General features: G+C 69.0%; 23 protein-coding genes. 5 read left to right on the top strand and 18 right to left on the bottom strand.

The window, feature by feature from the left end; all coding sequences use genetic code 11:
* Positions 1-17: 17 nt before the first annotated feature.
* A complete protein-coding gene (locus VM306_RS02655) occupies positions 18-590 on the top strand; it encodes a cob(I)yrinic acid a,c-diamide adenosyltransferase (protein WP_325510583.1) in 573 nt (190 codons plus the stop codon).
* Between the two features lie 178 nt (positions 591-768).
* Here VM306_RS02655 and VM306_RS02650 read toward each other — a convergent pair whose 3' ends face one another.
* Together VM306_RS02650 and VM306_RS02645 are read right to left on the bottom strand one after the other, a co-directional pair.
* Entirely contained in the window at positions 769-1200 is a 432-nt protein-coding gene (locus VM306_RS02650) for a DUF2550 domain-containing protein (protein WP_325510582.1), read from the bottom strand.
* 22 nt (positions 1201-1222) lie between these two features.
* On the bottom strand, positions 1223-1579 hold the full coding sequence (locus VM306_RS02645) for a F0F1 ATP synthase subunit epsilon (RefSeq protein WP_325510625.1): 357 nt from the start codon (positions 1577-1579) through the stop codon (positions 1223-1225).
* Between the two features lie 115 nt (positions 1580-1694).
* Here VM306_RS02645 and VM306_RS02640 point away from each other — a divergent pair, with 115 nt between their 5' ends.
* A complete protein-coding gene (locus VM306_RS02640) occupies positions 1695-2183 on the top strand; it encodes a SigE family RNA polymerase sigma factor (protein WP_325510581.1) in 489 nt (162 codons plus the stop codon).
* Complete coding sequence (locus VM306_RS02635) at positions 2174-3394, top strand: hypothetical protein (protein ID WP_325510580.1); 1221 nt, start codon at positions 2174-2176, stop codon at positions 3392-3394. The genes VM306_RS02640 and VM306_RS02635 overlap by 10 nt, the downstream gene beginning before the upstream one ends.
* Here VM306_RS02635 and VM306_RS02630 read toward each other — a convergent pair.
* The 13 genes from VM306_RS02630 to VM306_RS02570 all read right to left on the bottom strand — a co-directional run bounded on the left by VM306_RS02630 (position 3391) and on the right by VM306_RS02570 (position 17278).
* Entirely contained in the window at positions 3391-5121 is a 1731-nt protein-coding gene (locus VM306_RS02630) for an ABC transporter ATP-binding protein (protein WP_325510579.1), read from the bottom strand. The two genes, VM306_RS02635 and VM306_RS02630, sit on opposite strands and share 4 nt — an antisense overlap.
* A complete protein-coding gene (locus VM306_RS02625) occupies positions 5118-6626 on the bottom strand; it encodes an ABC transporter ATP-binding protein (protein ID WP_325510578.1) in 1509 nt (502 codons plus the stop codon). Before VM306_RS02625 ends, VM306_RS02630 begins: the two co-directional genes overlap by 4 nt.
* Before the next feature lie 15 nt (positions 6627-6641).
* Positions 6642-7808, bottom strand: a complete 1167-nt coding sequence (locus tag VM306_RS02620) for an aromatic acid/H+ symport family MFS transporter (protein ID WP_325510577.1) — start codon at positions 7806-7808, stop codon at positions 6642-6644.
* A gap of 358 nt (positions 7809-8166) precedes the next feature.
* Positions 8167-9603 (bottom strand): F0F1 ATP synthase subunit beta, encoded by a 1437-nt coding sequence (atpD, locus tag VM306_RS02615; protein WP_325510576.1) that lies wholly within the window; start codon positions 9601-9603, stop codon positions 8167-8169.
* Entirely contained in the window at positions 9596-10510 is a 915-nt protein-coding gene (locus VM306_RS02610; protein ID WP_325510575.1) for a F0F1 ATP synthase subunit gamma, read from the bottom strand. The genes atpD and VM306_RS02610 overlap by 8 nt, the downstream gene beginning before the upstream one ends.
* An 8-nt stretch (positions 10511-10518) precedes the next feature.
* Positions 10519-12165: a F0F1 ATP synthase subunit alpha gene (gene atpA, locus VM306_RS02605; protein ID WP_325510574.1), complete on the bottom strand. Its 1647-nt coding sequence runs from the start codon at positions 12163-12165 to the stop codon at positions 10519-10521.
* A 46-nt stretch (positions 12166-12211) separates the two neighbouring features.
* Positions 12212-13039 (bottom strand): F0F1 ATP synthase subunit delta, encoded by an 828-nt coding sequence (locus tag VM306_RS02600; RefSeq protein ID WP_325510573.1) that lies wholly within the window; start codon positions 13037-13039, stop codon positions 12212-12214.
* A gap of 9 nt (positions 13040-13048) precedes the next feature.
* Positions 13049-13600, bottom strand: coding sequence for a F0F1 ATP synthase subunit B (locus tag VM306_RS02595; protein WP_325510572.1), 552 nt, complete (start codon positions 13598-13600; stop codon positions 13049-13051).
* Between the two features lie 31 nt (positions 13601-13631).
* On the bottom strand, positions 13632-13877 hold the full coding sequence (locus VM306_RS02590) for an ATP F0F1 synthase subunit C (protein ID WP_325510571.1): 246 nt from the start codon (positions 13875-13877) through the stop codon (positions 13632-13634).
* A gap of 65 nt (positions 13878-13942) precedes the next feature.
* Positions 13943-14719, bottom strand: a complete 777-nt coding sequence (gene atpB / locus VM306_RS02585) for a F0F1 ATP synthase subunit A (protein WP_325510570.1) — start codon at positions 14717-14719, stop codon at positions 13943-13945.
* Between the two features lie 149 nt (positions 14720-14868).
* Positions 14869-15315, bottom strand: coding sequence for a hypothetical protein (locus VM306_RS02580; RefSeq protein ID WP_325510569.1), 447 nt, complete (start codon positions 15313-15315; stop codon positions 14869-14871).
* A 91-nt stretch (positions 15316-15406) separates the two neighbouring features.
* On the bottom strand, positions 15407-16546 hold the full coding sequence (locus tag VM306_RS02575) for an MraY family glycosyltransferase (RefSeq protein ID WP_325510568.1): 1140 nt from the start codon (positions 16544-16546) through the stop codon (positions 15407-15409).
* An 81-nt stretch (positions 16547-16627) separates the two neighbouring features.
* Positions 16628-17278, bottom strand: coding sequence for an L-threonylcarbamoyladenylate synthase (locus tag VM306_RS02570; protein WP_325510567.1), 651 nt, complete (start codon positions 17276-17278; stop codon positions 16628-16630).
* A 398-nt stretch (positions 17279-17676) separates the two neighbouring features.
* Between VM306_RS02570 and VM306_RS02565 the strand changes: the two genes are divergently transcribed.
* Both VM306_RS02565 and VM306_RS02560 read left to right on the top strand, forming a co-directional pair.
* Positions 17677-18132, top strand: a complete 456-nt coding sequence (locus VM306_RS02565; RefSeq protein ID WP_325510566.1) for a hypothetical protein — start codon at positions 17677-17679, stop codon at positions 18130-18132.
* Entirely contained in the window at positions 18125-18394 is a 270-nt protein-coding gene (locus VM306_RS02560) for a hypothetical protein (RefSeq protein WP_325510565.1), read from the top strand. Before VM306_RS02565 ends, VM306_RS02560 begins: the two co-directional genes overlap by 8 nt.
* Here the strand turns inward: VM306_RS02560 and prmC are convergent.
* From prmC to VM306_RS02545, 3 genes are read right to left on the bottom strand one after another with little or no spacing between them, the layout of a single operon-like run.
* Entirely contained in the window at positions 18391-19260 is an 870-nt protein-coding gene (prmC, locus tag VM306_RS02555; RefSeq protein ID WP_325510624.1) for a peptide chain release factor N(5)-glutamine methyltransferase, read from the bottom strand. The genes VM306_RS02560 and prmC overlap by 4 nt on opposite strands.
* Positions 19261-19274: 14 nt before the next feature.
* A complete protein-coding gene (gene lpdA, locus VM306_RS02550) occupies positions 19275-20660 on the bottom strand; it encodes a dihydrolipoyl dehydrogenase (protein WP_325510564.1) in 1386 nt (461 codons plus the stop codon).
* 9 nt (positions 20661-20669) lie between these two features.
* Positions 20670-21842 (bottom strand): acyl-CoA thioesterase/bile acid-CoA:amino acid N-acyltransferase family protein, encoded by a 1173-nt coding sequence (locus VM306_RS02545; RefSeq protein WP_325510563.1) that lies wholly within the window; start codon positions 21840-21842, stop codon positions 20670-20672.
* Positions 21843-21892: the final 50 nt, after the last annotated feature.

The following is a 21892-nucleotide window of genomic DNA, read 5'->3' as shown; positions in this document are numbered from 1 at the left end:
GCCATAGAGTGCCGGTCATGGCGGTGCATCTCACGAAGATCTACACGCGGGTGGGCGACGACGGCACGACCGGACTCGGCGACTTCTCCCGCGTCCAGAAGACGGACCCCCGCATCGAGGCGTACGCGGACGTGGACGAGACCAACGCCTCCCTGGGCGTGGCCCTGGCCCTCGGTCAGCTGGCCCCGGACGTCCACGACGTGGTGCGGAAGGTGCAGAACGACCTGTTCGACGTAGGAGCAGACCTCTGCACGCCGATCGTGCCGGACCCGAAGTACCCCCCGCTGCGAGTGACCCAGGCCTACGTGGACCGCCTGGAGGGCTACTGCGACACGTTCAACGAACGCCTGGGCAAACTGGACTCGTTCATCCTGAACGGCGGCACGCCAGGCGCAGCCCTGCTGCACCAGGCCCGCACGATCGCCCGCCGAGCGGAACGACGAGCGTGGTCGCTCATCGAGGCCGAGGCCGAACGCACCAACGTCCTGACGGCGAAGTACCTGAACCGCCTCTCGGACCTGCTCTTCATCCTGGCGCGAGTGGCGAACCCGGACGGCGACGTGCTCTGGCAGCCAGGAGAGAACGCCTGACCGACGACAGCGCACCCGCGCCGCGCCGTGAAGACCCGGGTGCGGCGCGGGGAACGCCCGCTCGTCGACACTGCCTGCGCAAGGCGACCACGAGCACGGCCGGTGACCCCTTTGCGGGAACCCGGCAAAAGCCAAAGGGCGCGCCCCCAAACGGAGAAACGCGCCCCAAGGACCAAAATCAAGAAGCCCAGGGAATCGACCGCCCAGGCGGAGAAGACTCCAACCAGGACAAGAAGCCGGTCAAAGCATCCGGCCCCATGGCGATCTCCACCTCACCGGACCCCGACCGGCACCGCAACACGATCGCCCCGACGGGCATGGCATAGGCCTCGGGCCCGGTCGGCTCACGGCGGGCGTCGATCTCCAGCCCGTCCCGCGAGATCAGCTCGTCCGGCCCCGACCCGAGCGACAACACCCGGAACCAGGCGAACGAGTCACCCCGGTAGTGCCCCACCCCGAGGTGCCAGCCCCGGCCGCGGTCGTCGAACTTGCTGCGCAGGGCGACGTGCACCCCGCCTTCCCGCAGCAGCCGGACGCGGCGCCACGCGAAGTAGACGAGGCCGATCACCGCCAGGACAAGGATCAGTCCGGCAATCTCGGTGATCCCCACGGCTGGGTCCTCGCGCCCGGTCTCAGGCCGACTGTTCCACGGCCCGCACACGCGCTGTGGCACGTGCGCGTTCTTCGTCATCCGCGTCCTGCAGCGCCGATCGCGCCGCGTTCACGTCGATCTCGTCCGCGAGGTCGGCGTCCTCGGCGAGAATCGACACGCCGGTGCCGGTCACGGACAGGAAGCCACCGTGCACGGCGGCGGTGACAAGGCCACCGTCGGTCGTGCGGATGCGCACCACGCCACCCTCGACCAGCTGGCCGAGAACGGGCTCGTGACCGGGCAGGATGCCGATCTCGCCCTCGGTCGTCTGCGCCGAAACGGAAGTGGCCTTACCGGACCACAGGCGGCGTTCAACGGCGACCAGTTCAACGGTCATCTCGGCCACGCGTATCTCCCTCGTCGTCTGGAGTCGAACTGAGTCTAAACGGTCGCCTGACAACCTTGGTGCCCCGCCCGGTGTCAGTACCTTCGACAGCCGCCGAAGGGGGGACATGCGGGACTTCGAGGACTTCGTGGCGTTGCGTTCGCAGAGCCTGCTGCGCACCGCCTACCTGCTGTGCGGCGGCGACAGAGGCGCCGCTGAGGACATTCTGCAGGACGTTCTCATGAACATGTACGGCAAGTGGCGCCGCATCAGGACCTCGCCGGAAGCCTACGCGCGCGCCGCGCTGGCGAACGCGGCGGCGAACCGCTGGCGGAGGCGTTCCCGCAAGCCGGAGGCACCGATGGACCACGCGGAGACGCCGTCCACGCGAGGACATGAACAGCAGGTCGTGGACGCGGACAGCGTGGTCCGCGCGTTGGCGCGGTTGCCGGAGAGGATGCGCGCCGTTCTGGTGCTCAGGTTCTTCGACGACCTGAGCGAGGCCGACACCGCCCGTGCACTGGGCTGCGGCATCGGCACGGTGAAGAGCCAGACCGCGCGAGGGCTCGCTCGCATGCGGGAGCTGATGGGTGAGCAGGTGGTGACGTGGAGCTGAAGCAGGCGATGGAGGCCGCGACCGAGGACCTGGACGTGCGGCCGGGATTCGTGGGGGATGTCATGCACGGGGCACGACGACGGCACACGCGCAAGCTCGTGACGATGACGGCGGCGGTGGCGCTGCTGGCGGGCGTGGCGACAGGAGTGGTGGTGATGCGCCATCCCGTCGAACCACCGGGCCCGGATGACGCCCGGCTGACCGCCGCACCGACCGGGGACCTCGCTGACGACTCCGACTTCGTCTCGCAGGCGTTGGCCACCTGGAACAACGGGGAGCGGCAGGCGTGGAGCTGGACGGAGCACCCGACCGGCTCGACCGCCCCCGCGAACGTCTTCTGGGCCGCCAACACGCCCAGCGGCCCGGCGGCGCTGGTCGCGCAGGCGGTGCGGCTGAACGGCGCCCCGGAGGTGCACACGGTGGTGGGCATCGTCTTCGAGGGCAACGTGGTGCAACGCGAAGTCGACTACGGCCAGGAGGTCGGGCTGTTCCAGCTGGGGAAGGAGAGGTCGACCCACGTGGTGCTGGGCCTGGGCAGCCAGGTGTTCTGGTCGGTGAACCCGGTGCGCGGTCCCGGCAACCGCCTCACGCGCACCTGGCAGCGGGCCGAGACGGGGCCCGGTGGGGTCGCGGTGGTCAGCGCCGCGCAGTCCGGCCGGCCGGTCTTCGTCCGCGGCGACTCGCCTCCGGCACCCGACGACTTCACGCGGGAACCGCTGCGCGCCATGGGCGATCAGCGGCCGAACACCCCGTACGTGCACCACCCCGGCAACGGCTGGAGCAGCAGGCAGTGCGCGACGGACACCCCCTCCCGGGCGCGGTGGGCCCCGGATCGGGCCCCGTCGCCGGAACAGGACCTGCGGCGGCTGGCACTGCTGGACTACGCGGTGCGCTGGGACACGATCGGCGAGTGGAGCGTCTGCGCGTGGCTGCCCGACGGCCGCTACGCCCAGGTCTTCGAGTCGGACGGCGAGGCGTACGGCGCGCTCTACCAGTCGAGCGGCGAGTTCAGCGCGCCCCTGGCCGGCGGCAAGACCCTGCGGGGCGAGCCCGTGGTGATGCCGCTGCCGGACGGGCAAGGCACGATCGTCGCCGACTTCCTGGGGTTCATCGGCCCGCAGGAACGTCCGTACGCGTGGCTCGCCCCGGTCGGCACGAAGGAGGTGACGGTGCGGTACATGGCCACCTCCAAGGTGGTGCCTCTGCCCTAGTCACCGTGCCACGAACGCCAGAGCGTCGCGTAGGTGCCGTTCCTGGCAACGAGATCGTCGTGGGATCCCAGCTCCACGACACGACCCGCGTCCATGACCGCGATCCGGTCGGCGTCGCGCGCGGTCTGCAGCCGGTGCGCGATCGCGATCACCGTGCGACTCCCCCGCACGGCCGCGATCGCGCGCTCGGCATGCCTGGCCGTGGCGGGATCCAGCGAGGACGTCGCCTCGTCCAGCACCAGCGTGTGCGGATCGGCGACCTCGACCCGTGCGAGCGCCAGTTGTTGTGCCTGCGCGGGATCGAGCTCCAGACCGCCCGCACCGAGCAGCGTGCCGAGGCCGTCGGGCAGTTCGTCGAACCACCGCGCGTCCACGGTCCGCAACGCCTCGGCGAGCCGGTCGTCCGAGGCGTCCGGGACGGCGAGCGCGAGGTTCTCCCGCAGCGTGCCGATGAACACGTGGTGTTCCTGCGTGACGAGGACGATCCGCTGCTCGCCCGCGGCCGCGAGGTCCGCCACCGGCACGCCGCCGACGTGCACAGACCCCTCCGCGGGCCGGTCGACGCCCGCGATCAGCCTGCCCAGCGTCGACTTGCCCGCGCCGGACACGCCGACGACAGCGAGCCGTTCTCCCGGCTGCACCACCAGATCGACGCCGTGCAGCACCTCGTGACCGTCCACATAGGAGTATCGCACCCCTCGCACCTCGATGAGGTCGTTCTCCGGCTCGCGCACAGCCGGCGCGGGCTCGACGTCGGCGCCGATCCCCTCGACCCGCGCGAACGACGCGCTGCCGCGTTGCAGGAACTCGACCCACATCATGATGCGTTCCAACGGTTCGACCAGCCGCCACACGTACAGGCTGCCGGTGACGACGACCTCGATCTGAACGTCGTCGGTCGCGTAGAAGAGGCCACCGGCCAGCAACACCAAGGCTGTCGGCACCATGCTGACGAAGTTGATGACCGGGAACAGCACATTCCTCAGCCGCAAGGTTTGCAGCCGCCTCTCGTACAGCCGCGCGATCGAGGTGTGCGCGGTGCCCACCAACCGGTCGCGCAGCCCGTACGCCTGGATCGTCCGGCTGCCCTCGCCGACGGCCGCGGTGATCTCGGCGACGTCGCCGTTCGCCTGGCTCTCCGCCAGGTACGCGTCACGCGCCCGTGCGAGGTACCAGCGCAGGACCCAGGCGACGACCGGCATCCCGGCCAGCGCCGCCACGCCGAGCACCGGGTCGAGCAGGAACGTCGCCGCGAACACGACCAGGAGGTTCACCACGCCGGTGAACACCTCCGGCACGCTGTCCCGCATCGCCTGCCCGACGACACCGACGTCGCTGGTGACGCGGGTGAGCAGGTCGCCGGTGCTCAGCCGGTCCACCACCCGCGCCGGCAACGCCAGCGACCGCGACACGGCCTCCTCGCGCAACGAGGCCAGGAACCGTTCCCCGAGCCGGATCGTCTGCAAACCGCTGTACCGCACCAGCAGCAGGTGCACGACCGCCGAGCCGAGCACGCCGAGCGCGAACAGGTCCACAGTGGACAGGGTCAGGGTGCCGGCCTCGACGCCACCGACGATCTTGCCGATCAGGTACGGCCCGACCAGCCCGGTCAACGCCGCCAGCGAGGTGAGCACCAGGACCAGCACGAGCGCACGTCGTTCACCGCGCAGCAGCCGCACGGCCGCCCGCCGCACCTCGCGCCGGTCCGCGATGGGCAGCCGGGTCACCGGTCCTCCCCCAGGCACACGGTCTGGTCGGCCTGCCCCGCCCACAACGGTGACGAGGACACGACGACGGTCGTCCGCCCGCACCGGGCCTCCTTGACCCGCCGGGCCACCGCGGCTTCCGTCACCGCGTCGAGCGCGGACGTCGGCTCCACGAGCACCAGCACCTCAGGATCGCTGAGCAACGCCCTGACGAGCCTCAGCCGTTGCCTCTGACCTCCGGAGACGTTGCGCCCCCGCGACTCCAGGTGCGAGTCGAGCCCGTCCGGCAACGCCTCCACGACGTCCGCGGCGGCGGCCGCCCAGAACGCCCGCTCCAACTCGGCGTCGTCGTGCTCCCCCACCGACACCGCCTCGCGCACAGGGCCGGGGAACAGGTAGTCGTCGTTGTCCGCCACGACAACCCGCCCCGGCAGCCGTTCCACGGCCTCCCGTGCCGCCGTCGCGTTCGAGGAGACCACCACCGTCAGCACACCGGTCTTCACGTCGAAGGCCTCGGCGCCACCGTCCTTCTCCTCCGGCCGCAACCTCAGCAGGTCCACCACCCGCCCGGCCGACACCAACGCGCGCGGAATGGTGTCCGCACCCTCGACGAAGAAGCTGACCGGCACGATCAACGTCCCGACGTACAGGTAGACCGCGACCATCTCCTCGACGGTGATGGCGCCGCTCACCGCCATCCGCGCCACGATCCACGTGACGACACCGAGGAACAGCGTCGGCAGCCCCCACAGCACCTGCATCCAGCTGAGCCACACCGACACCCGGTACCCGTCGCGCAGCACCTCCCGCGACTTGACCCGGAACCGCTCCTCGAACGCCGGCTTGCCCCCGATCCCGGACAGCACCTTCAACCCGGCCACGACGTCCCCTGCCCGCGAGCTCAGCTCGCCCTGGCTCTGCCGGTACCCGGCCTCCACGACGTGCAGCCGCCGCAACACGGGCGCGGTCACCACCGCCATCACCGGCACACCCAGCAACACGACCACAGCGACGAGCGGCGAGATCCGCACCAGCAACACCGCCGTGACCGCGTAGGCGACCACCGCCCCCACTCCCGGCCCAGTACTGGTGAGCGCGTGCGCGATGCGCTGCGTGTCCCCGTTCTGCAGGTACGTCAGCTCACCGGCGGACAACCGCCGCCGCACCACCCCACCAAGCCGCGTGACGTGCTCAACCACGACCTGAGCCGTCCGCAACGCGGCATCAGTGCGCACCAACGTCATCGTGCGGTGCCGCGCAACGCCGATCAACGCCAGCAACCCCACGACGACGACCAGCGAGGCACACCACCACACCAGCGCGGCACGGTCCCCGCCCCGCACACCGTCCTCAATGGCCTTGGAGATGAGATAGGGAGGCACGACCAGCCCGCACATCCACAACGACCCCCACCAGGCCCCGGCAAGCACCCGCCGGCGCTGCATCAGCACCAGCCACCACAGGTACCGCCCTGGCGAGCGGAGGTCAGGGGACCCCGGGTCGGCGTGAGGCGCATGTCGGGACATGACCCGACCATGCCATCACCCAGCGCGCGACACGACCGTTTTCGCCCGCAGCCCGACCAGGCCAACGGCCACGGCCCCGAGCGCCGCCACAACGGCGAAGGCGTAGAACCCCCAGGGATGCGCCAGCCCAGCCGTCAACAAGGCCCCACCGAGCAACGGCCCACTGATGGCCCCCAACCGCCCGACACCAGCGGCCCACCCGATCCCGGTGGCCCGGTTCTCCTCGTAGACCCGCCCTGCATACGCGTACACCAACACCTGCGCGCTGAACACGAAGCACCCAGCCAAGAACACGGCCACGTACACACCAACACCAGGCAACTTGATGCTGAGCAACGCCAAGAACACCACAGCCGCAGCGAACCACCCGATGGCCGCAGGCCTGATCCCAACCCGGTCGGCGACAGCACCCGCGACGAGAAGCCCGGCAACCGCACCGATGTTCAACGTCAGCAACAACGCCAGAGCCGTCCCGAGCTCATACCCGGCACTGCGCATGATCTGCGGCAGCCACGTGTTCAACCCGTACACGAGCAACAGCCCCATGAACGACGCCCCCCAGAAGGCCACAGTCGCCTTCCGCAGCCCAGGCTTGAACAACGACCCGACCGCCTCCAACGCAGGCGCCTTCCGCACGGCGGTCTCCGGCAAGTACTTGGCCATCAACGGAATCAGCACCAACGCCGGCACAGCCCCAGCCACGAACAGGGCCCGCCACCCCAACTCAGGAATCAGCACGATCCCCAGCAACGCCGTGATGACAGCCCCGACGTGATACCCGGTCATGATCAGCGTGGTGGCCCGCCCACCCTGCTGAGGCCGAGCCTCGTTCACCAACGCGATGGCAGTGGGCAGGCACCCGCCGAGCCCCAGCCCCGCCAAGAACCGCAACACACCGAACGTCGTGGAATCCTGGGCAAAAGCACAGGCCAACGTGAACACGGAGAACCCGGCAACGGCAAAGATCATCACCTTGCGCCGTCCGACAACATCGGTGACGGTCCCGATGACCAAGGCCCCCAGCATCATCCCGACCAACCCGGCCGTGGACACAGCGCTGGCCGACGCGGTGGTGAGCAGCTTCTCCTGCAACAGCACGGGAATCACCGTGCCGAGCACCACCAGGTCGAACCCGTCGAGCAGGACGGCAGTCCAGCACAGGGGCAGCACCCACTTGTTCACGCGCACTCTCCTCCTCGTCGAGGCACAGGCTGAGTTGCCCTGCATCGTGCGGCGAGAGCACCGACGAACGGGAGACCGGTTTCCACTGAACGGAAAGGCCAAGCGGGAAAACGCCCAGGCGCGTACCTGCCGGGCACGCCCAAGGGCGATGCGAAGCGAGCCGGACAGCCCTGTGAACAGCTGGGAAGCGGTGTACCCCAATCGCTATCGACGCGAAGCGGCGATGACCAACCAGGCGTCGACACTGCCCGCGGGACCACGCCGGAACGCGACCCACTCGGCAAGGGTGACCCCTGCGCTGAACCCAAAAGGGCCGCCCCTCCACAAAGGAGAGACGGCCCAGAAGGAAGAACCGGACTTAGTTACCAGCCAGCTTCTTGGCGTTGGCCTCGACGTCGTCCAACCCGCCGCAGGAGAAGAACGCCTGCTCCGGGTAGTGGTCGAACTCGCCCTTGCACACGCGGTCGAACGCCTCGATCGTGTCCTTGATCGGCACGAACGAACCGGGCTGACCCGTGAACTTCTCGGCCACGATGAAGTTCTGGCCGAGGAAGCGCTCGAGACGACGCGCGCGACCGACGAGGACCTTGTCCTCCTCGGAGAGCTCGTCCATACCGAGGATGGCGATGATGTCCTGCAGCTCCTTGTACTTCTGCAGGATCCTCTTCACCTCCTGGGCGACCCGGTAGTGCTCCTCGCCGACGATCGACGGCTCGAGGATTCGAGACGACGACGACAGCGGGTCGACGGCCGGGTAGATGCCCTTCTGGGAGATCGGACGGGAAAGCTCCGTCGTCGCGTCCAGGTGGGCGAAGGTGGTCGCCGGAGCGGGGTCGGTGTAGTCGTCCGCGGGCACGTAGATGGCCTGCAGCGACGTGATCGACCGGCCACGCGTCGAGGTGATGCGCTCCTGGAGCTCACCCATCTCGTCGGCCAGCGTCGGCTGGTAACCCACGGCCGAAGGCATGCGGCCCAGCAGGGTCGACACCTCGGAACCGGCCTGGGTGAACCGGAAGATGTTGTCGATGAAGAGCAGCACGTCCTGGTTCTGCACGTCGCGGAAGTACTCCGCCATCGTGAGAGCGGACAGCGCGACGCGCATACGCGTGCCGGGCGGCTCGTCCATCTGACCGAACACCAGGGCGGTGTCGCCGAGAACGCCCATCTCCTCCATCTCCAGGAGGAGGTCGGTGCCCTCACGGGTGCGCTCGCCGACGCCCGCGAACACGGACGTACCGGAGAACTCACGCGCGATACGGGTGATCATCTCCTGGATGAGCACGGTCTTGCCGACACCCGCACCGCCGAACAGGCCGATCTTGCCGCCCTTGACGTACGGGGTGAGCAGGTCGATGACCTTGATGCCGGTCTCGAGGATCTCGGTCTTGCCCTCGAGCTGGTCGAAGGCGGGCGCCTTGCGGTGGATGCCCCACTGCTCGCCGTCGCGGCCGAGGCCGGGCACGTCGAGGCAGTCACCGAGGGCGTTGAAGACGTGGCCCTTGACGACGTCGCCGACCGGCACCGAGATCGCGGCACCGGTGTCGGTCACGGTCGTGCCGCGGACGAGACCGTCGGTCGGCTGCATCGAGATGCAGCGGACCAGGTTGTCGCCGAGGTGCTGCGCGACCTCGAGGGTCAGCGTCTTGGCGACGGCCTCGAAGGTGATCTCCGCGTGGCAGGCGTTGAACAGCTCCGGCACGGCGCCACGCGGGAACTCCACGTCGACGACCGCACCGATCACCCGGACCACACGACCGGTGCGGGTGGTGGTGGCAGTAACACTCATGTCAGTCATCACTTCCTGCGCCACCGGTAAGCGCGGAGGCGCCACCGACGATCTCGCTGATCTCCTGGGTGATCTGGGCCTGACGGGCCGAGTTCGCTGCCCGGCTGAGGTTGCGGACGAGCTCCGTCGCGTTGTCCGTCGCTGCCTTCATGGCCGTGCGGCGTGCCGCCGACTCCGACGCCGCCGCCTCCAGCAACGCGGAGAACAGCCGGGTCTTGACGTACTTGGGCAGCATCGCACCGAGCAGCGCCTGCGCGCTGGGCTCGAAGTCGTACACCGCGCGCGGCCCCTTGGGGGTCTCACCGGTGTACTCGACGTCCATCGGCGCGATCCGCCTGGCGGTCGGCGTCTGGCTGAGCATGGACTTGAACTCCGTGTACACGACGTGGATCTCGTCCACGCCCTGCGCACCGTTCTCCGTGCCCTCCAGGAACGCCTCCACCAGCGCGTCACCCGCCTCGACGGCGTTGACGTAGTGCGGGGTCTGCGAGAACCCGCTCCACGAGGCGGTGACCTCGCGGCGGCGGAAGTTGTAGTACCCGATCGCCTTGCGGCCGGTCGCGTACAGCACCGGCTCCTTGCCCTCGGACCTGAGCAGCTCGATCAGCTGCTCGGCCGCCTTGAGCACGTTGGCGTTGTAGCCACCGCACATGCCCTTGTCACTGGTCACGACCAGGACAGCGGCGCGCTTCGGGTTCTTGCGTTCCGTCAGCAGCGGGTGGTCGAGGTTCGCCGAGGCCTCGGCCAACGCGGAGAGCACGTTCGTGATCTCGTCCGCGTAGGGACGCGAGGCCGCGACCCTGGTCTGCGCCTTGGCGAGGCGAGACGTGGCGATGAGCTCGTAGGCCTTCGTGATCTTCTTGGTCGAGTTGACCGTTCGGATCCGCTGGCGGAGCTCCCGAATCTGTGCGCCCATGGCTCAGATCACTTCTTGGTGGGCTCGGGCTTGTGGAGCTTCACCGATTCCTGGGCGACCTTGTCGGCGTCCATCGCCTTCTCGGGCGCCTCGTTGACGATCGTCGTGCCGTCCGAAGCGGTGAACTGCTTCTTGAACTCGGCGACGGCGGCGGCAACGCGCTTCTGCGAGTCCTCGGGGAACTTCTTGGTCTCGACGATGCTGCTCAGCACGTCCGCGTGGTTGCGGCGCAGCGAGTCCTTGAAGTCGGCGACGAACCGGCGGATGTCACCGACGGGGACGTCGTCCAGGTGGCCCTTGGTCGCGGCGAAGATCTCGACGACCTGCTCCTCGACGGGGACCGGCGAGTACTGGCCCTGCTTGAGCAGCTCGACCAGACGAGCACCGCGGTCCAGCTGGGCGCGCGACGCGGCGTCGAGGTCGGACGCGAACGCGGAGAAGGCCTCCAGCTCGCGGAACTGCGACAGGTCGAGGCGCAGCGAGCCCGCGACGTCCTTCATCGCCTTGATCTGCGCGGCACCACCGACGCGGGAGACGGAGATACCCACGTTGACGGCCGGGCGGACACCGGCGTTGAAGAGGTCGGACTCGAGGAAGCACTGACCGTCGGTGATGGAGATGACGTTGGTCGGGATGTACGCCGACACGTCGTTCGCCTTGGTCTCGATGATCGGGAGACCCGTCATCGAACCGCCGCCGAGGTCGTCCGAGAGCTTCGCGCAACGCTCGAGGAGACGCGAGTGCAAGTAGAAGACGTCGCCGGGGTAGGCCTCGCGGCCCGGCGGGCGGCGCAGCAGCAGCGAGATCGCGCGGTACGCCTCCGCCTGCTTGGTCAGGTCGTCGAAGATGATCAGGACGTGCTTGCCCTGGTACATCCAGTGCTGGCCGATGGAGGAGCCGGTGTACGGCGCCAGCCACTTGAAGCCGGCGGAGTCAGAAGCGGGGGCGGCGACGATCGTCGTGTACTCGAGTGCGCCCGCCTCCTCCAGCGCGGTCTTGACGCCCGCGATGGTGGAGCCCTTCTGGCCGATGGCGACGTACACGCAGCGGACCTGCTGCTGGGGGTCGCCCGACTCCCAGGCCTTCTTCTGGTTGATGATCGTGTCGATGCAGACCGCGGTCTTGCCGGTCTTGCGGTCGCCGATGATCAGCTGGCGCTGACCGCGGCCGATCGGGGTCATCGCGTCGATGGCCTTGATGCCGGTCTGCATCGGCTCGGACACCGGCTGGCGCTGCAGCACGGACGCGGCCTGCAGCTCCAGGGCGCGGGTGTCGTCCGCGACGATGTCGCCGAGACCGTCGATCGGCTGACCCAGCGGGTTGACGACACGACCGAGGAAGCCGTCGCCGACCGGCACGGACAGGACCTTGCCCGTCCGGCGGACCTCCTGGCCCTCTTCGATCTTGTCGAAGTCACCGAGGATGACCGCACCGATGTTGCGGACCTCGAGGTTCAGCGCGACGCCGAGGACGCCGCCGGGGAACTCGAGCAGCTCGTTGGTCATCGTGCCCGGAAGGCCCTCGACGATGGCGATGCCGTCGTAGGTCTCGGAGACGGTACCGACCTCTTCCCGGCTGACCTCCGGGGAGTAGCTCGAGACGTACTTCTCGATCGCACTGCGGATCTCGTCCGACGAGATCGTCAGCTCCGCCATGTCGTTCCTGCTCTCACTTCTTCGTTCTTGGGAAAGGGCTCGGGGGCTAGCTGGCGAGATTGCGGCGCAGTGCCGCCAACCGGCCGGCGATGCTTCCGTCGATGATCTCGTCGCCGATCTTGATCGAGAGGCCGCCGCCCAGAGAGGGGTCGACCTCCACGTGCAGGGCGATCGGGCGCGAGTAGATCGTGGTCAGCGTCGCGGTCAAGCGGTCGACCTGCTCCGCGGTCAGCGCCACCGCGGACCGGACGTGCGCGACGGAACGCTGACGGCGCTTGGCCGCCAGGTCGGCGAGCTCGGAGAGCCCGTCCGCCACACGCACCCCACGCGGGTTGCGCACCAGCTGGTCCACCAGCGTCTTGGTGACCGGGCTGACCTTTCCCTCGATGAGGGAGCCGACCAGCGCGACCTTGCCGGAGGCGTCACCGGCGGGGTCCGCCAGCAGCAGCTCGAGCTCGTTCGAACCAGCGACGATGCGGCCGAGGCGGAAGAGCTCGTCCTCGGTCGAGTCGAGCTGGCCGTCGCGCTCGGCACGCACCAGCAGCGCGGTGCGGGCGAGCGACTCGACACCGTCGACGAGCTCGCGCGGGCTGGACCAGCGCGAGGTCACGACGGCGGTGAGCACCTGCAGGGTCGCGTCGCTCACCTTGCCGGCGAACAGACCGCGGAGCAGCTGCTCACGACCGGCGGCCTCGGACGAGGCGTCCGCCAGCGCGCCGCGCAGCGAGCGCTGCCCGGCCAGCAGGTCGAGCACGGCGAAGAGCTCCCCGCCGAGCTTGGCCAGGTCCTCCGTCGACGTGGTGGCGTCGGCCAGCTCCAGCAGCCGCAGTTCCGCGGCTGCCAGAGCTTCACGACTTGCGGCATGCAACGTCATCGGCTGCCTCTACTTGCTCGCCGGCGCCGCGACGGCGTCCAGCTCGTTGAGGAAGCGGTCGACGGTGCCGCGGCGGCGGGACTCGTCCTCGAGGGACTCGCCCACGACCTTGCTCGCCAGCTCGACAGCGGTGCGGCCGAGGTCGGCGCGCAGTTCCGCGACGATCTGGGCGCGCTGGGCGTCGAGCTGGTGCTGGCCCTGCGCGACGATGCGCGCGGACTCGGCCTGCGCCTGCTCACGCAGCTCCTCGACGATCTGCAGACCCTCGGCCCGCGCGTCGTCGCGGATGCGCGCGGCCTCGGCGCGAGCCTCGGCCAGCTGCTCCTTGTACTGCTCGAGAGTGCGCTGAGCTTCGGCCTGGGCCTGCTCCGCCTTCTCGATGCCACCCTCGATCTTGGCCGTCCGCTCCGCGTACAGCGCCTCGAAGCGCGGCGACACGAACTTCTTGATGACGAAGAAGAGGAGCAGGAACGCGACGAGACCGAGGATGATCTCCGAGGTGTGCGGGAGGACCGGGTTGACCGGTCCCTCCTCCGCAGCAGCCAGGATGAGGGTGTCCATCACGGTTTCTCCTAACGCGATCAGGATTCGGTCAGGCAGTCGCGATGAAGTACACGACGAAGCCGATCAGCGCGAGGACCTCGACGATGGCGAAGGTGGTCCACGCGAGGCCGAGCAGCACGCCGCGGGCCTCCGGCTGGCGGGCGGTGCCGCTGATGACCGAGGAGAAGATCAGACCGACGCCGATGCCGGGGCCGATGGCGGCGAGGCCGTAACCGATGGCCGCAAGACCCGGGTTGATGTTGGCGGCGTCCTGGGCGATCTGGAGAGCGCTCACTGTTGCTGTTCCCTTTCCAACTCGGTCCGCGAGAGAGTTCGCGGATCGGAGGCTTTTGCTGTTTCTCAGTGCTCTTCTGCCAGCGCCATGCCGATGTAGCTGGCAGACAGCAGCGCGAAGATGTAGGCCTGCAGGCACATGATCAGTGCCTCCAGGAAGGTCAGCGCGATGGCGAAGGCGAAGGACACCGGCGCCACGATGACGGTCAGCCCGCCGTTCAGCAGCAGGAACTCACCAGCCAGGGTGAACACCAGCAGCAGGAGGTGCCCCGCGAACATTGCCGCGAAAACTCGGATCGCGAGCGTGAGCGGGTTCAGGATGAACTTCTGGAAGAACTCGATCGGAATCAGCAGCGGGAGCACGAACCACGGTGCGCCCGGCGGAACCGTCTGGTGCTTCAAGTAACCCACGAAGCCGTGCCGCTTGAACCCGACGAAGTGGTACACCGGGTAAACGACGAACAACGAAACGGCGAGCGGGAAGCCGATGTGCGACATCGTCGGGAACTGGACGATCGGGATGAGCCCGAACAGGTTGTTCACCAGGACGAAGGTGAAGATCGTGAGGATCAGCGGGATGAAGGGCCTGAAGTCCTTCGCCCCGATCTGCTCCCTGGCGATGTTGTTGCGCCCGAAGTCGTAAAGCGACTCGGCGGCGAACTGGAACTTGCCCGGGATCAGCTTCAGGTTGCGGGTGGCCGCGACGAAGAAGACACCGATGATCACGATCGAGAGCACCAGCAGGACCATCGGCTTCGTGACCGAGCCGAAGATCGGCGGGAGGAAGAAGTCCTTCACACCGGGAGCGACGAACTCACTCCCCGAAGCCAGCAACTTGGTCACTGTGTTCCTTCCGGTTCTCCCGGCCGGCGTTCACTCCGCCGGGGGAATCGTCACGATCTGGACTTAACGTACCTTACGGTTCGCAAGCGACTACCAGAGGCACCCCTGATATCGGGTGTCCCTGGTCTGCGCGGACCATATCAGCAGGTCTAGGCGCCTTCTGAGGCGGGGACGACCATCTGGCTACGGCTGCGCCTGGACGCTCTGGCCTCCAAGAACGACGTCACGAGCAACGTCGCCACCAGGGTGATTCCCAGTGCCTTGGGTTCGAGCCAGTCCTGGCCGCGCAGCAGCACCACCGCGAGCAGCAGCACGATCAGCTTGCCCATGAATCCGCCGAGAGCGGCGACCATCACGAACATCGGGTCGAGCGCCGCGGTCTTGCGCATCAACAACAGCGTGGCGAGGCTCGACACGATCGCGATCGCACCGCCGATCAATGACCCGGCGAGACCAGCGGTCCCCCAGATCACCGTTGACACGACGACGCCGAGGACGAACGTGCCGAGTGCGGCCCAGGCCGCCGCGCGGAACATTTCCCCGGCGAGCCGCTGGACGGTCAGCTCGTGCGTGACGGCCTTGTCCGCGTCGCTCATGTCCCGAAGTGTAGGAACTCGCCACTCGGCGCTCGCAGGCAGCCCTGGGTTAACGGCGGTTAAGCGGATCCAAACAACGCCGGGCGGCAATTCAGGACTTGCGGGCTTCCCTCAGCCGGGGGATCACCGACACCACGAACGTCACGATCAGCCCGATGACGAAGCAGGTCGCCACGATGATCGGGTCGAACAACGTCAGCGCCACCGCGCCGAACGCCAGCACGCCGGCCCACAGGTAGATGAGCAGCACCGCCCTGCGCTGCGAGTGCCCGATCTCCAGCAGCCGGTGGTGCAGGTGCATCTTGTCCGGCGAGAACGGGCTCTCGCCGCGCCGGGTGCGGCGGATGATCGCCATCAGCAGGTCGAGCAGCGGCACGAACAGCACGGCGGCGACGACGATCAGCGGCGAGAGCAGACCGAGCAGGTCCGCGGCGCTGCCGGTGGCCTGGTTGATCTTGCCGGAGGCGCTGGTCGTGGCGGCCGCGAGCATGAGGCCGATGAGCATGGAGCCCGAGTCGCCCATGAAGATGCGCGCCGGGTTGAAGTTGTGCGGCAGGAAGCCCAGGCAGGCGCCGGCGAGCGCGGCGGCGATCAGCGCGGGCGGGTAGGCCTCGACGGCGCCCTGGCGTTCGACCAGCAGTCCGATGGAGAACGCGCACGTGGCCGCGGCGGCGATGAGGCCGATGCCGGCGGCCAGGCCGTCCAGGCCGTCGACGAAGTTCATCGCGTTGATCATGGTGACCGCGAGCAGCACGGTCAGCAGCGCGCCCTGGTTCTGGTCCAGCGAGATGGTCGCGCCGCCGTCCCACGGCACCCACGCGATCATCCACTGCAGACCGAACAGCACCAGGATGCCCGCCGCCGTGACCTGACCCGCGAGCTTGGTGAGCGAGTCGAGCTCGAACCTGTCGTCGATCGCGCCCACGAGCACGATGACGCCGCCCGCGACGATGACGCCCCACGGGTCGTTCGAGAAGTCGAACGCCGCCCGCAGCACCGGCAGCTGGTGCGCCACGAACATGCCGCACAGCACGCCGCCGTAGATGGCGACACCACCCATGCGCGGCATCGGCTGCACGTGCACGTCGCGCTGCCGCGGATAGGCCACTGCCCCGAGCCGGAACGCCATGGCGCGCACCAGGCCTACGAGCAGGAACGTCACGACGGCGGCGATCAGCGCGACGAGCAGGTACTCGCGCACGGGAAGGACGAACGAGGATGCGGGCCCCACGGGCCTACCAATCAATCGGGGGTTGTTCGGGGTGCTCGCCACGGTACCCGCGGCGCCATGATCAATTCTGGCAGCCGCGCACTACCGCGCGACGTCCACCTCGATGCCGAGCACCTCGTCGACCTGTGCCTTGCTGACCGCGCCCTCGCGCAGGATCAGCGCGTCGGGCCCGGTGAGGTCGACGATGGTCGAGGCGATGTTCTCGCCGCTCAACCCGCCGTCCAGGTACACGGGCACGGCGTCGCCGAGCTGGTCGAGGGCCTCCCGCGCGCTGGCCGCGGGCGCGTGCCCGGTCCGGTTGGCGCTGGACACGGCCATCGGGCCGACGTCGCGCAGCAACTCGAGCGCCACCGGGTGCAACGGCATGCGCAACATGACGGTGCCGCGCGTCTGCCCCAGGTCCCACGCCAGGCTCGGCGCGTGCGGCAGCACGATGCTCAGCCCGCCGGGCCAGAACGCCTCGATGAGGGCCCGCGCCTGCCGCGGGACGCTGAGGACCAGCCCGTCGATGGTGGTCCAGGAGCCGACCAGCACCGGCACGGGCATGTCGGGACCGCGCCCCTTGGCGTCGAGAAGACTCCGGACGGCTTCGGCGTCGAACGCGTCGCAGCCGATCCCGTAGACGGTGTCGGTGGGCAGGACGACGAGGCGCCCGCTGCGCACCGCGCCGGCGGCAGCGGCAAGTCCCGCCGCGCGATTGTCCGGTTCGCTGCAGTCGTAGACCGTGCTCACCTCGCTGAGCCTAGTCAGCCGTCCCGACCGGGTGGCGCAAGGCCTGCCTTAAGGGACTCGCGAGGGGGCGACGCACCCTCGAACGGGCGTACACGCGGTCACGCGCGAGGCGGCGGTTCCTCGAAGCGCGTGACCGCGTGCCCTCCCCGGGGCGAACCTACGTCCATTCGGCCCCACGGCGGTTGAACGTCGCGTTATTGACCAGGATTTGACAACTCCACCCGGCACCCATTCCGATCCGACACCACTATCGTGCCACCGACAGAATGGAATACACGTAAGCCCGTTGTCTCATCCCGTCCCTGACCAGCGCAAACACCTGGTGCTCAATTCAATGACAGAAAGTGGACAGGACAATGTCAACTCTCGCCGCGACGAAAGGAAAAGAATCTCCGGAGTTGCGCGACGACACCACCCGCTTCCCCTGCGGAGCCGCTCACCGAGACGAGGAGTTCGCGGATTCGACCGTGCGCGAGTACCTCGCGGAGGCCGCCGGACCGAATCCGCGCTCGCGCGGCGCGGTGTCGCGGGCGCCGGTTCCGCTCTTCGCCGCGAGCGCGATGCCGCTCGCGCGGTGGCTGCCGGTCGCCGCGACCGGGGTGCGACCGGCCGGCGGGAGAACCGGACCGGGCTCGTCGCCGCACGTGCGGCGGCCGCTCGGGCTCGGCTCGGTCGCCGGCGCGATGGCGCTTACCTTCGTGCTCTTCGAGTTCACGGAAGGGCTCGGCGCCGCCAGCACCTCCAGCAGGCGCTCCTGCGAAGGGTACGAGCGGGAGAGCAGCGGCGCAGGACCCGCGGCCGTGATCATCGCGCTCGTGCCGCACGCGGCAATCCGGAGGAGCGCTCATGAGTGAACGCGCCAGGACCAGCGGCGTCCACATCGGACGCATCCAGGACGTCGCCGCCGTGCTGCGGCTCCTCGACGAGCTGCGCGAGGACCTCGACGACGGCAAGGCGCCGACGTCGACCATCGAGGCGGTGGACGACCTGAGGATCGAGGCGCGGAAACCCAGGCCCAGCAGGGACGTCACGGACCACCTGATGGAGGGGCTGGCGGACCGGGGTCTCGGCGAGCAGATGAGGGACCTGGCGAAGGCCTTCGACGCGCTGTTCTAGGGAGCGACCCTGCGGGCCGTCGCGAACCGCGGCCGTCCCGCCAGGTCGGTGTGGTCGGCGACGTCCGTGAGCACCCGGCGCGCGGACAGCAGCGCCGGCACGGACTCGCCCTGCGTGTCGTCGTGCTCGATCCCCACGGCACCACCGGGTTCGAGCCACCGCGCGGCCGCCGACACCACGTGCCGGATCACGTCCAGCCCGTCCTCGCCGGAGAACACCGCGCGGTGCGGGTCGTGCTCGCCCACCTCGGGCTGCACGGGGGTTCCCTCCGGCACGTAGGGCGGGTTGCACACCACCAGGTCCACCTGACCGTCCAGATCGGACAGCAGCGACGGGTCGGTGGCGTCGCCGAAGTGCAGCCGGATCGGCGTGTCACCGGCGGCGACCCGCGCGTCGGCGTTGCGGCGCGTCCACGACAGCGCCTGCGGGTCGATCTCCACCGCGTGCACCACCGCGTCGGGCCTGGCATGGGCGATCGACAACGCCAGCGCGCCCGTTCCCGTGCACAGGTCCACGACGACGGGCGAGGTGACGCCGGCGAGAGCCTTCAGGCCCCACTCCATCAGCAGCTCGGTCTCGGGCCGCGGCACGAACACGCCGGGCCCGACCTCGACCGTGATGGCGCCCATCGGGGCCCAGCCGAGGATGTGCTGCAACGGGATGCGCGAGGCGCGCGTCCGCACGAGCTTGTGCAGCTGGTCGATCACCGGCGGGTCGACCAGCGGGATGAGCGGCAGCCGGCCCCGTTCCACGCCGAGCACGTGCGCGGCCAGGTACTCCGCGTCGACGCGCGGGCTGTCGACCCCCGCGTCGGCGAGGATCTTGGCCGCCTCGGAGACGGCGAGGCGGAGCGGCTGCCGGTTCATCATCAGGGCGGACCTCAGAAGTTGATCATGTGCCCGGCCAGGCCGTGCACCGCTTCCTTGACGGCCTCGCTCAGCGTCGGGTGCGCGTGGACGTTGCGCGCGACCTCGTGGACGGTGAGGTCCCACTGCTGCGCCAGCGTGAGCTCGGGCAGCAGCTCGGTCGCCTCGGGGCCGATGATGTGGCCGCCGAGCAGCTCGCCGTGCTTGCCGTCGCTGATCAGCTTCACGAACCCGCCGGGCTCGGCGAGGCCGTGCGCCTTGCCGTTGGCCGTGAACGGGAACTTCGAGACCTGGACGTCGAAGCCCTTCTCGCGGGCCTGCTTCTCGGTGTAGCCGAAGGACGCGATCTGCGGCTGGCAGAACGTCGCCCGCGGGATCATCACGTAGTCGAGCTCCATCGTCTCGGCACCCGCGATGGTCTCGGAGGCGATGATGCCCATCGACTCGGCGGTGTGCGCGAGCATCAGCTTCGCGGTGACGTCGCCGATGGCGAAGATGTGCGGGACGGACGTGCGGCCGCGGCCGTCGATGTCGATCGCGCCGCGCTCGGTCAGCTTCACGCCGGTGTTCTCGAGGCCGTAGCCCTCGACGCGCGGCACGAAACCGATGGCCTGCATGACCTTGTCGGCCTCGAGGACCTCCTCCGCGCCGTTCTTCGACACGGTGACGCGGACCTTCGGGCCCGACTCGTCGATCGACTCGACGCGGGTGCCGACGCGCACGTCGACTCCCAGCTTCTTGTAGCGCTTGAGGAGCTCCGCGGAGACCTCCTCGTCCTCCAGCGGCACCATCCGGTCGAGGAACTCGACGATGGTGACCTTCACGCCGTAGTTGTGCATCACGTAGGCGAACTCGACGCCGATGGCGCCCGCTCCGGCGATGATGATCGACTCGGGCAGGTCCTCGGTCATGATCTGCTCTTCGTAGGTCACGACGCGGTCGGACTTCTGCGTGTTGGGCAGCATCCGGGTCGTGGCGCCCACGGCGATGATCGCGTGGCCGAAGGTGATCGTCTCGTCCCCGACGGTCAGCGTGTGGTCGTCGGTGAAGCTGGCCCACCCGTTGTACTCGGTGATGCCGTTCTTCTTCATGAGGAAGTGCACGCCCTTGACGCGCCCGTCCGCGACCTTGCGGCTGCGCTGCCACGCCGCGCTGTAGTCGAAGCTGACGGTGCCGTCGACCTTGATGCCGAACGTCTTCTGCTCGTGCGTGAAGAGGTGCGCCAGCTCGGCGTTGCGCAGCAGTGCCTTCGACGGGATGCAGCCGACGTTCAGGCAGACGCCGCCCCAGTACTTCTCCTCGACGATGGCGGTCTTCAGCCCGAGCTGAGCCGCACGGATCGCGGCGACGTACCCGCCGGGACCCGCACCCACGACGACGACATCAAAGTGTGCGCTCATAAGCACACCCTAGGTCCCGAGCTGCTCCTGCAAGAACTCAACCGTCCGTTTCCAGGCGTCCGCCTGCGCGTGCGCCGTGGCGTGCGGAACACCACCACCCGAGAAGGTGACACCAGGCCCCGGATAGGTCACGTCGGTGGCCGGACGGTGCGGCGGGCCCGCGATCAGGTGTCCTGCCTCGGGATACACGACGTGCTCGTGCGGGAACCGGTGGCCGTGGTCCTTCAGCCGCCGCAGGGCGACCTCGCTCAGCTCCGCGCCCGGCCAGCTGTCGTCCTGGCCGGACGAGATGAGCAACACACCCCCGGAGATCCTCTCGACGGGGATCTCGGCGGCCTCCGGGATGCCGTCGGTCAGGTCGAACGCGAGCCGCAGCGGCACCGGTTCGCCGTTGACGATCTTCGACCGCAGCTCGTCGCCCACGTGGTAGGGCAGGTACGGCAGCGGCTCGCCCTTGAGCGTCCACGACGCCGCCTCGTAGGAGAGCTTCTGCAGCAGGTTCGCGCCGGGCCCGATGGCCTGCGTCACCACACCGCTGCCCACCACGCTGACAACCGCCTTGACCTGCGAGAACGTGGAGCCGATCAGCAACGCCAGCTCACCGCCGCGCGAGCCGCCGAGGACACCGATCTCCCCCGCCCGCTCCGACAGGTAGTCGATGGCCTTGCCGAAGTACTCCAGCGGGATGTCCACCAGGTTCTCCGGCAGGCCCTTCATGCCGAAGTAGCCCAGCGCGAACGTCACGAACCCGTGCGCGGCCAGCAACGCCGCGTCAGCCTCGTGGATGCCGCCCTCGGAGCCGCTGAGCACGATCACGCCCGGCAGCTCGCCACCGTCGTCCTCGGGGGCGAAGAGCGTGCCCACCAGCCCGTTCTCCCGGACCTCCTGGCGCTCCACGCCCTCGGGGAGGGTGAGGCGCTCGAGCACGCGGTCACCGACTCCCCCGACCGAGAGCACAGTGGGCCCGGCCTTGCCGCCGGTGCGTTCGAGCGACCAGAACAACCCCATCGGGTCGACGCCGCGATAGCCGCCCTCGAGCGGCGCGTGCCTCGTCAGGTCGACGAGACCGCGGTCATCGGCTTCGAAGACGGCGCGGGAGGCGCGGTCGCCGGTGGACAGCTGGACCGTGATCGACTGGCCCGGCTTCAGGCCCGCGACCTGGACGTCGACTGGATGGTCCAAGGGCGCGCTCTGAGGTTTCACCAGGATCTCGGCCACAACGCGCCCCTCTC

The organism is Lentzea sp., assembly GCF_035525475.1.
In the GTDB taxonomy this organism is placed as follows: domain Bacteria; phylum Actinomycetota; class Actinomycetes; order Mycobacteriales; family Pseudonocardiaceae; genus Lentzea.
The sequence above is the reverse complement of the archived record's forward strand: the minus strand, read 5'-3'. Positions and strand labels throughout refer to the sequence as shown.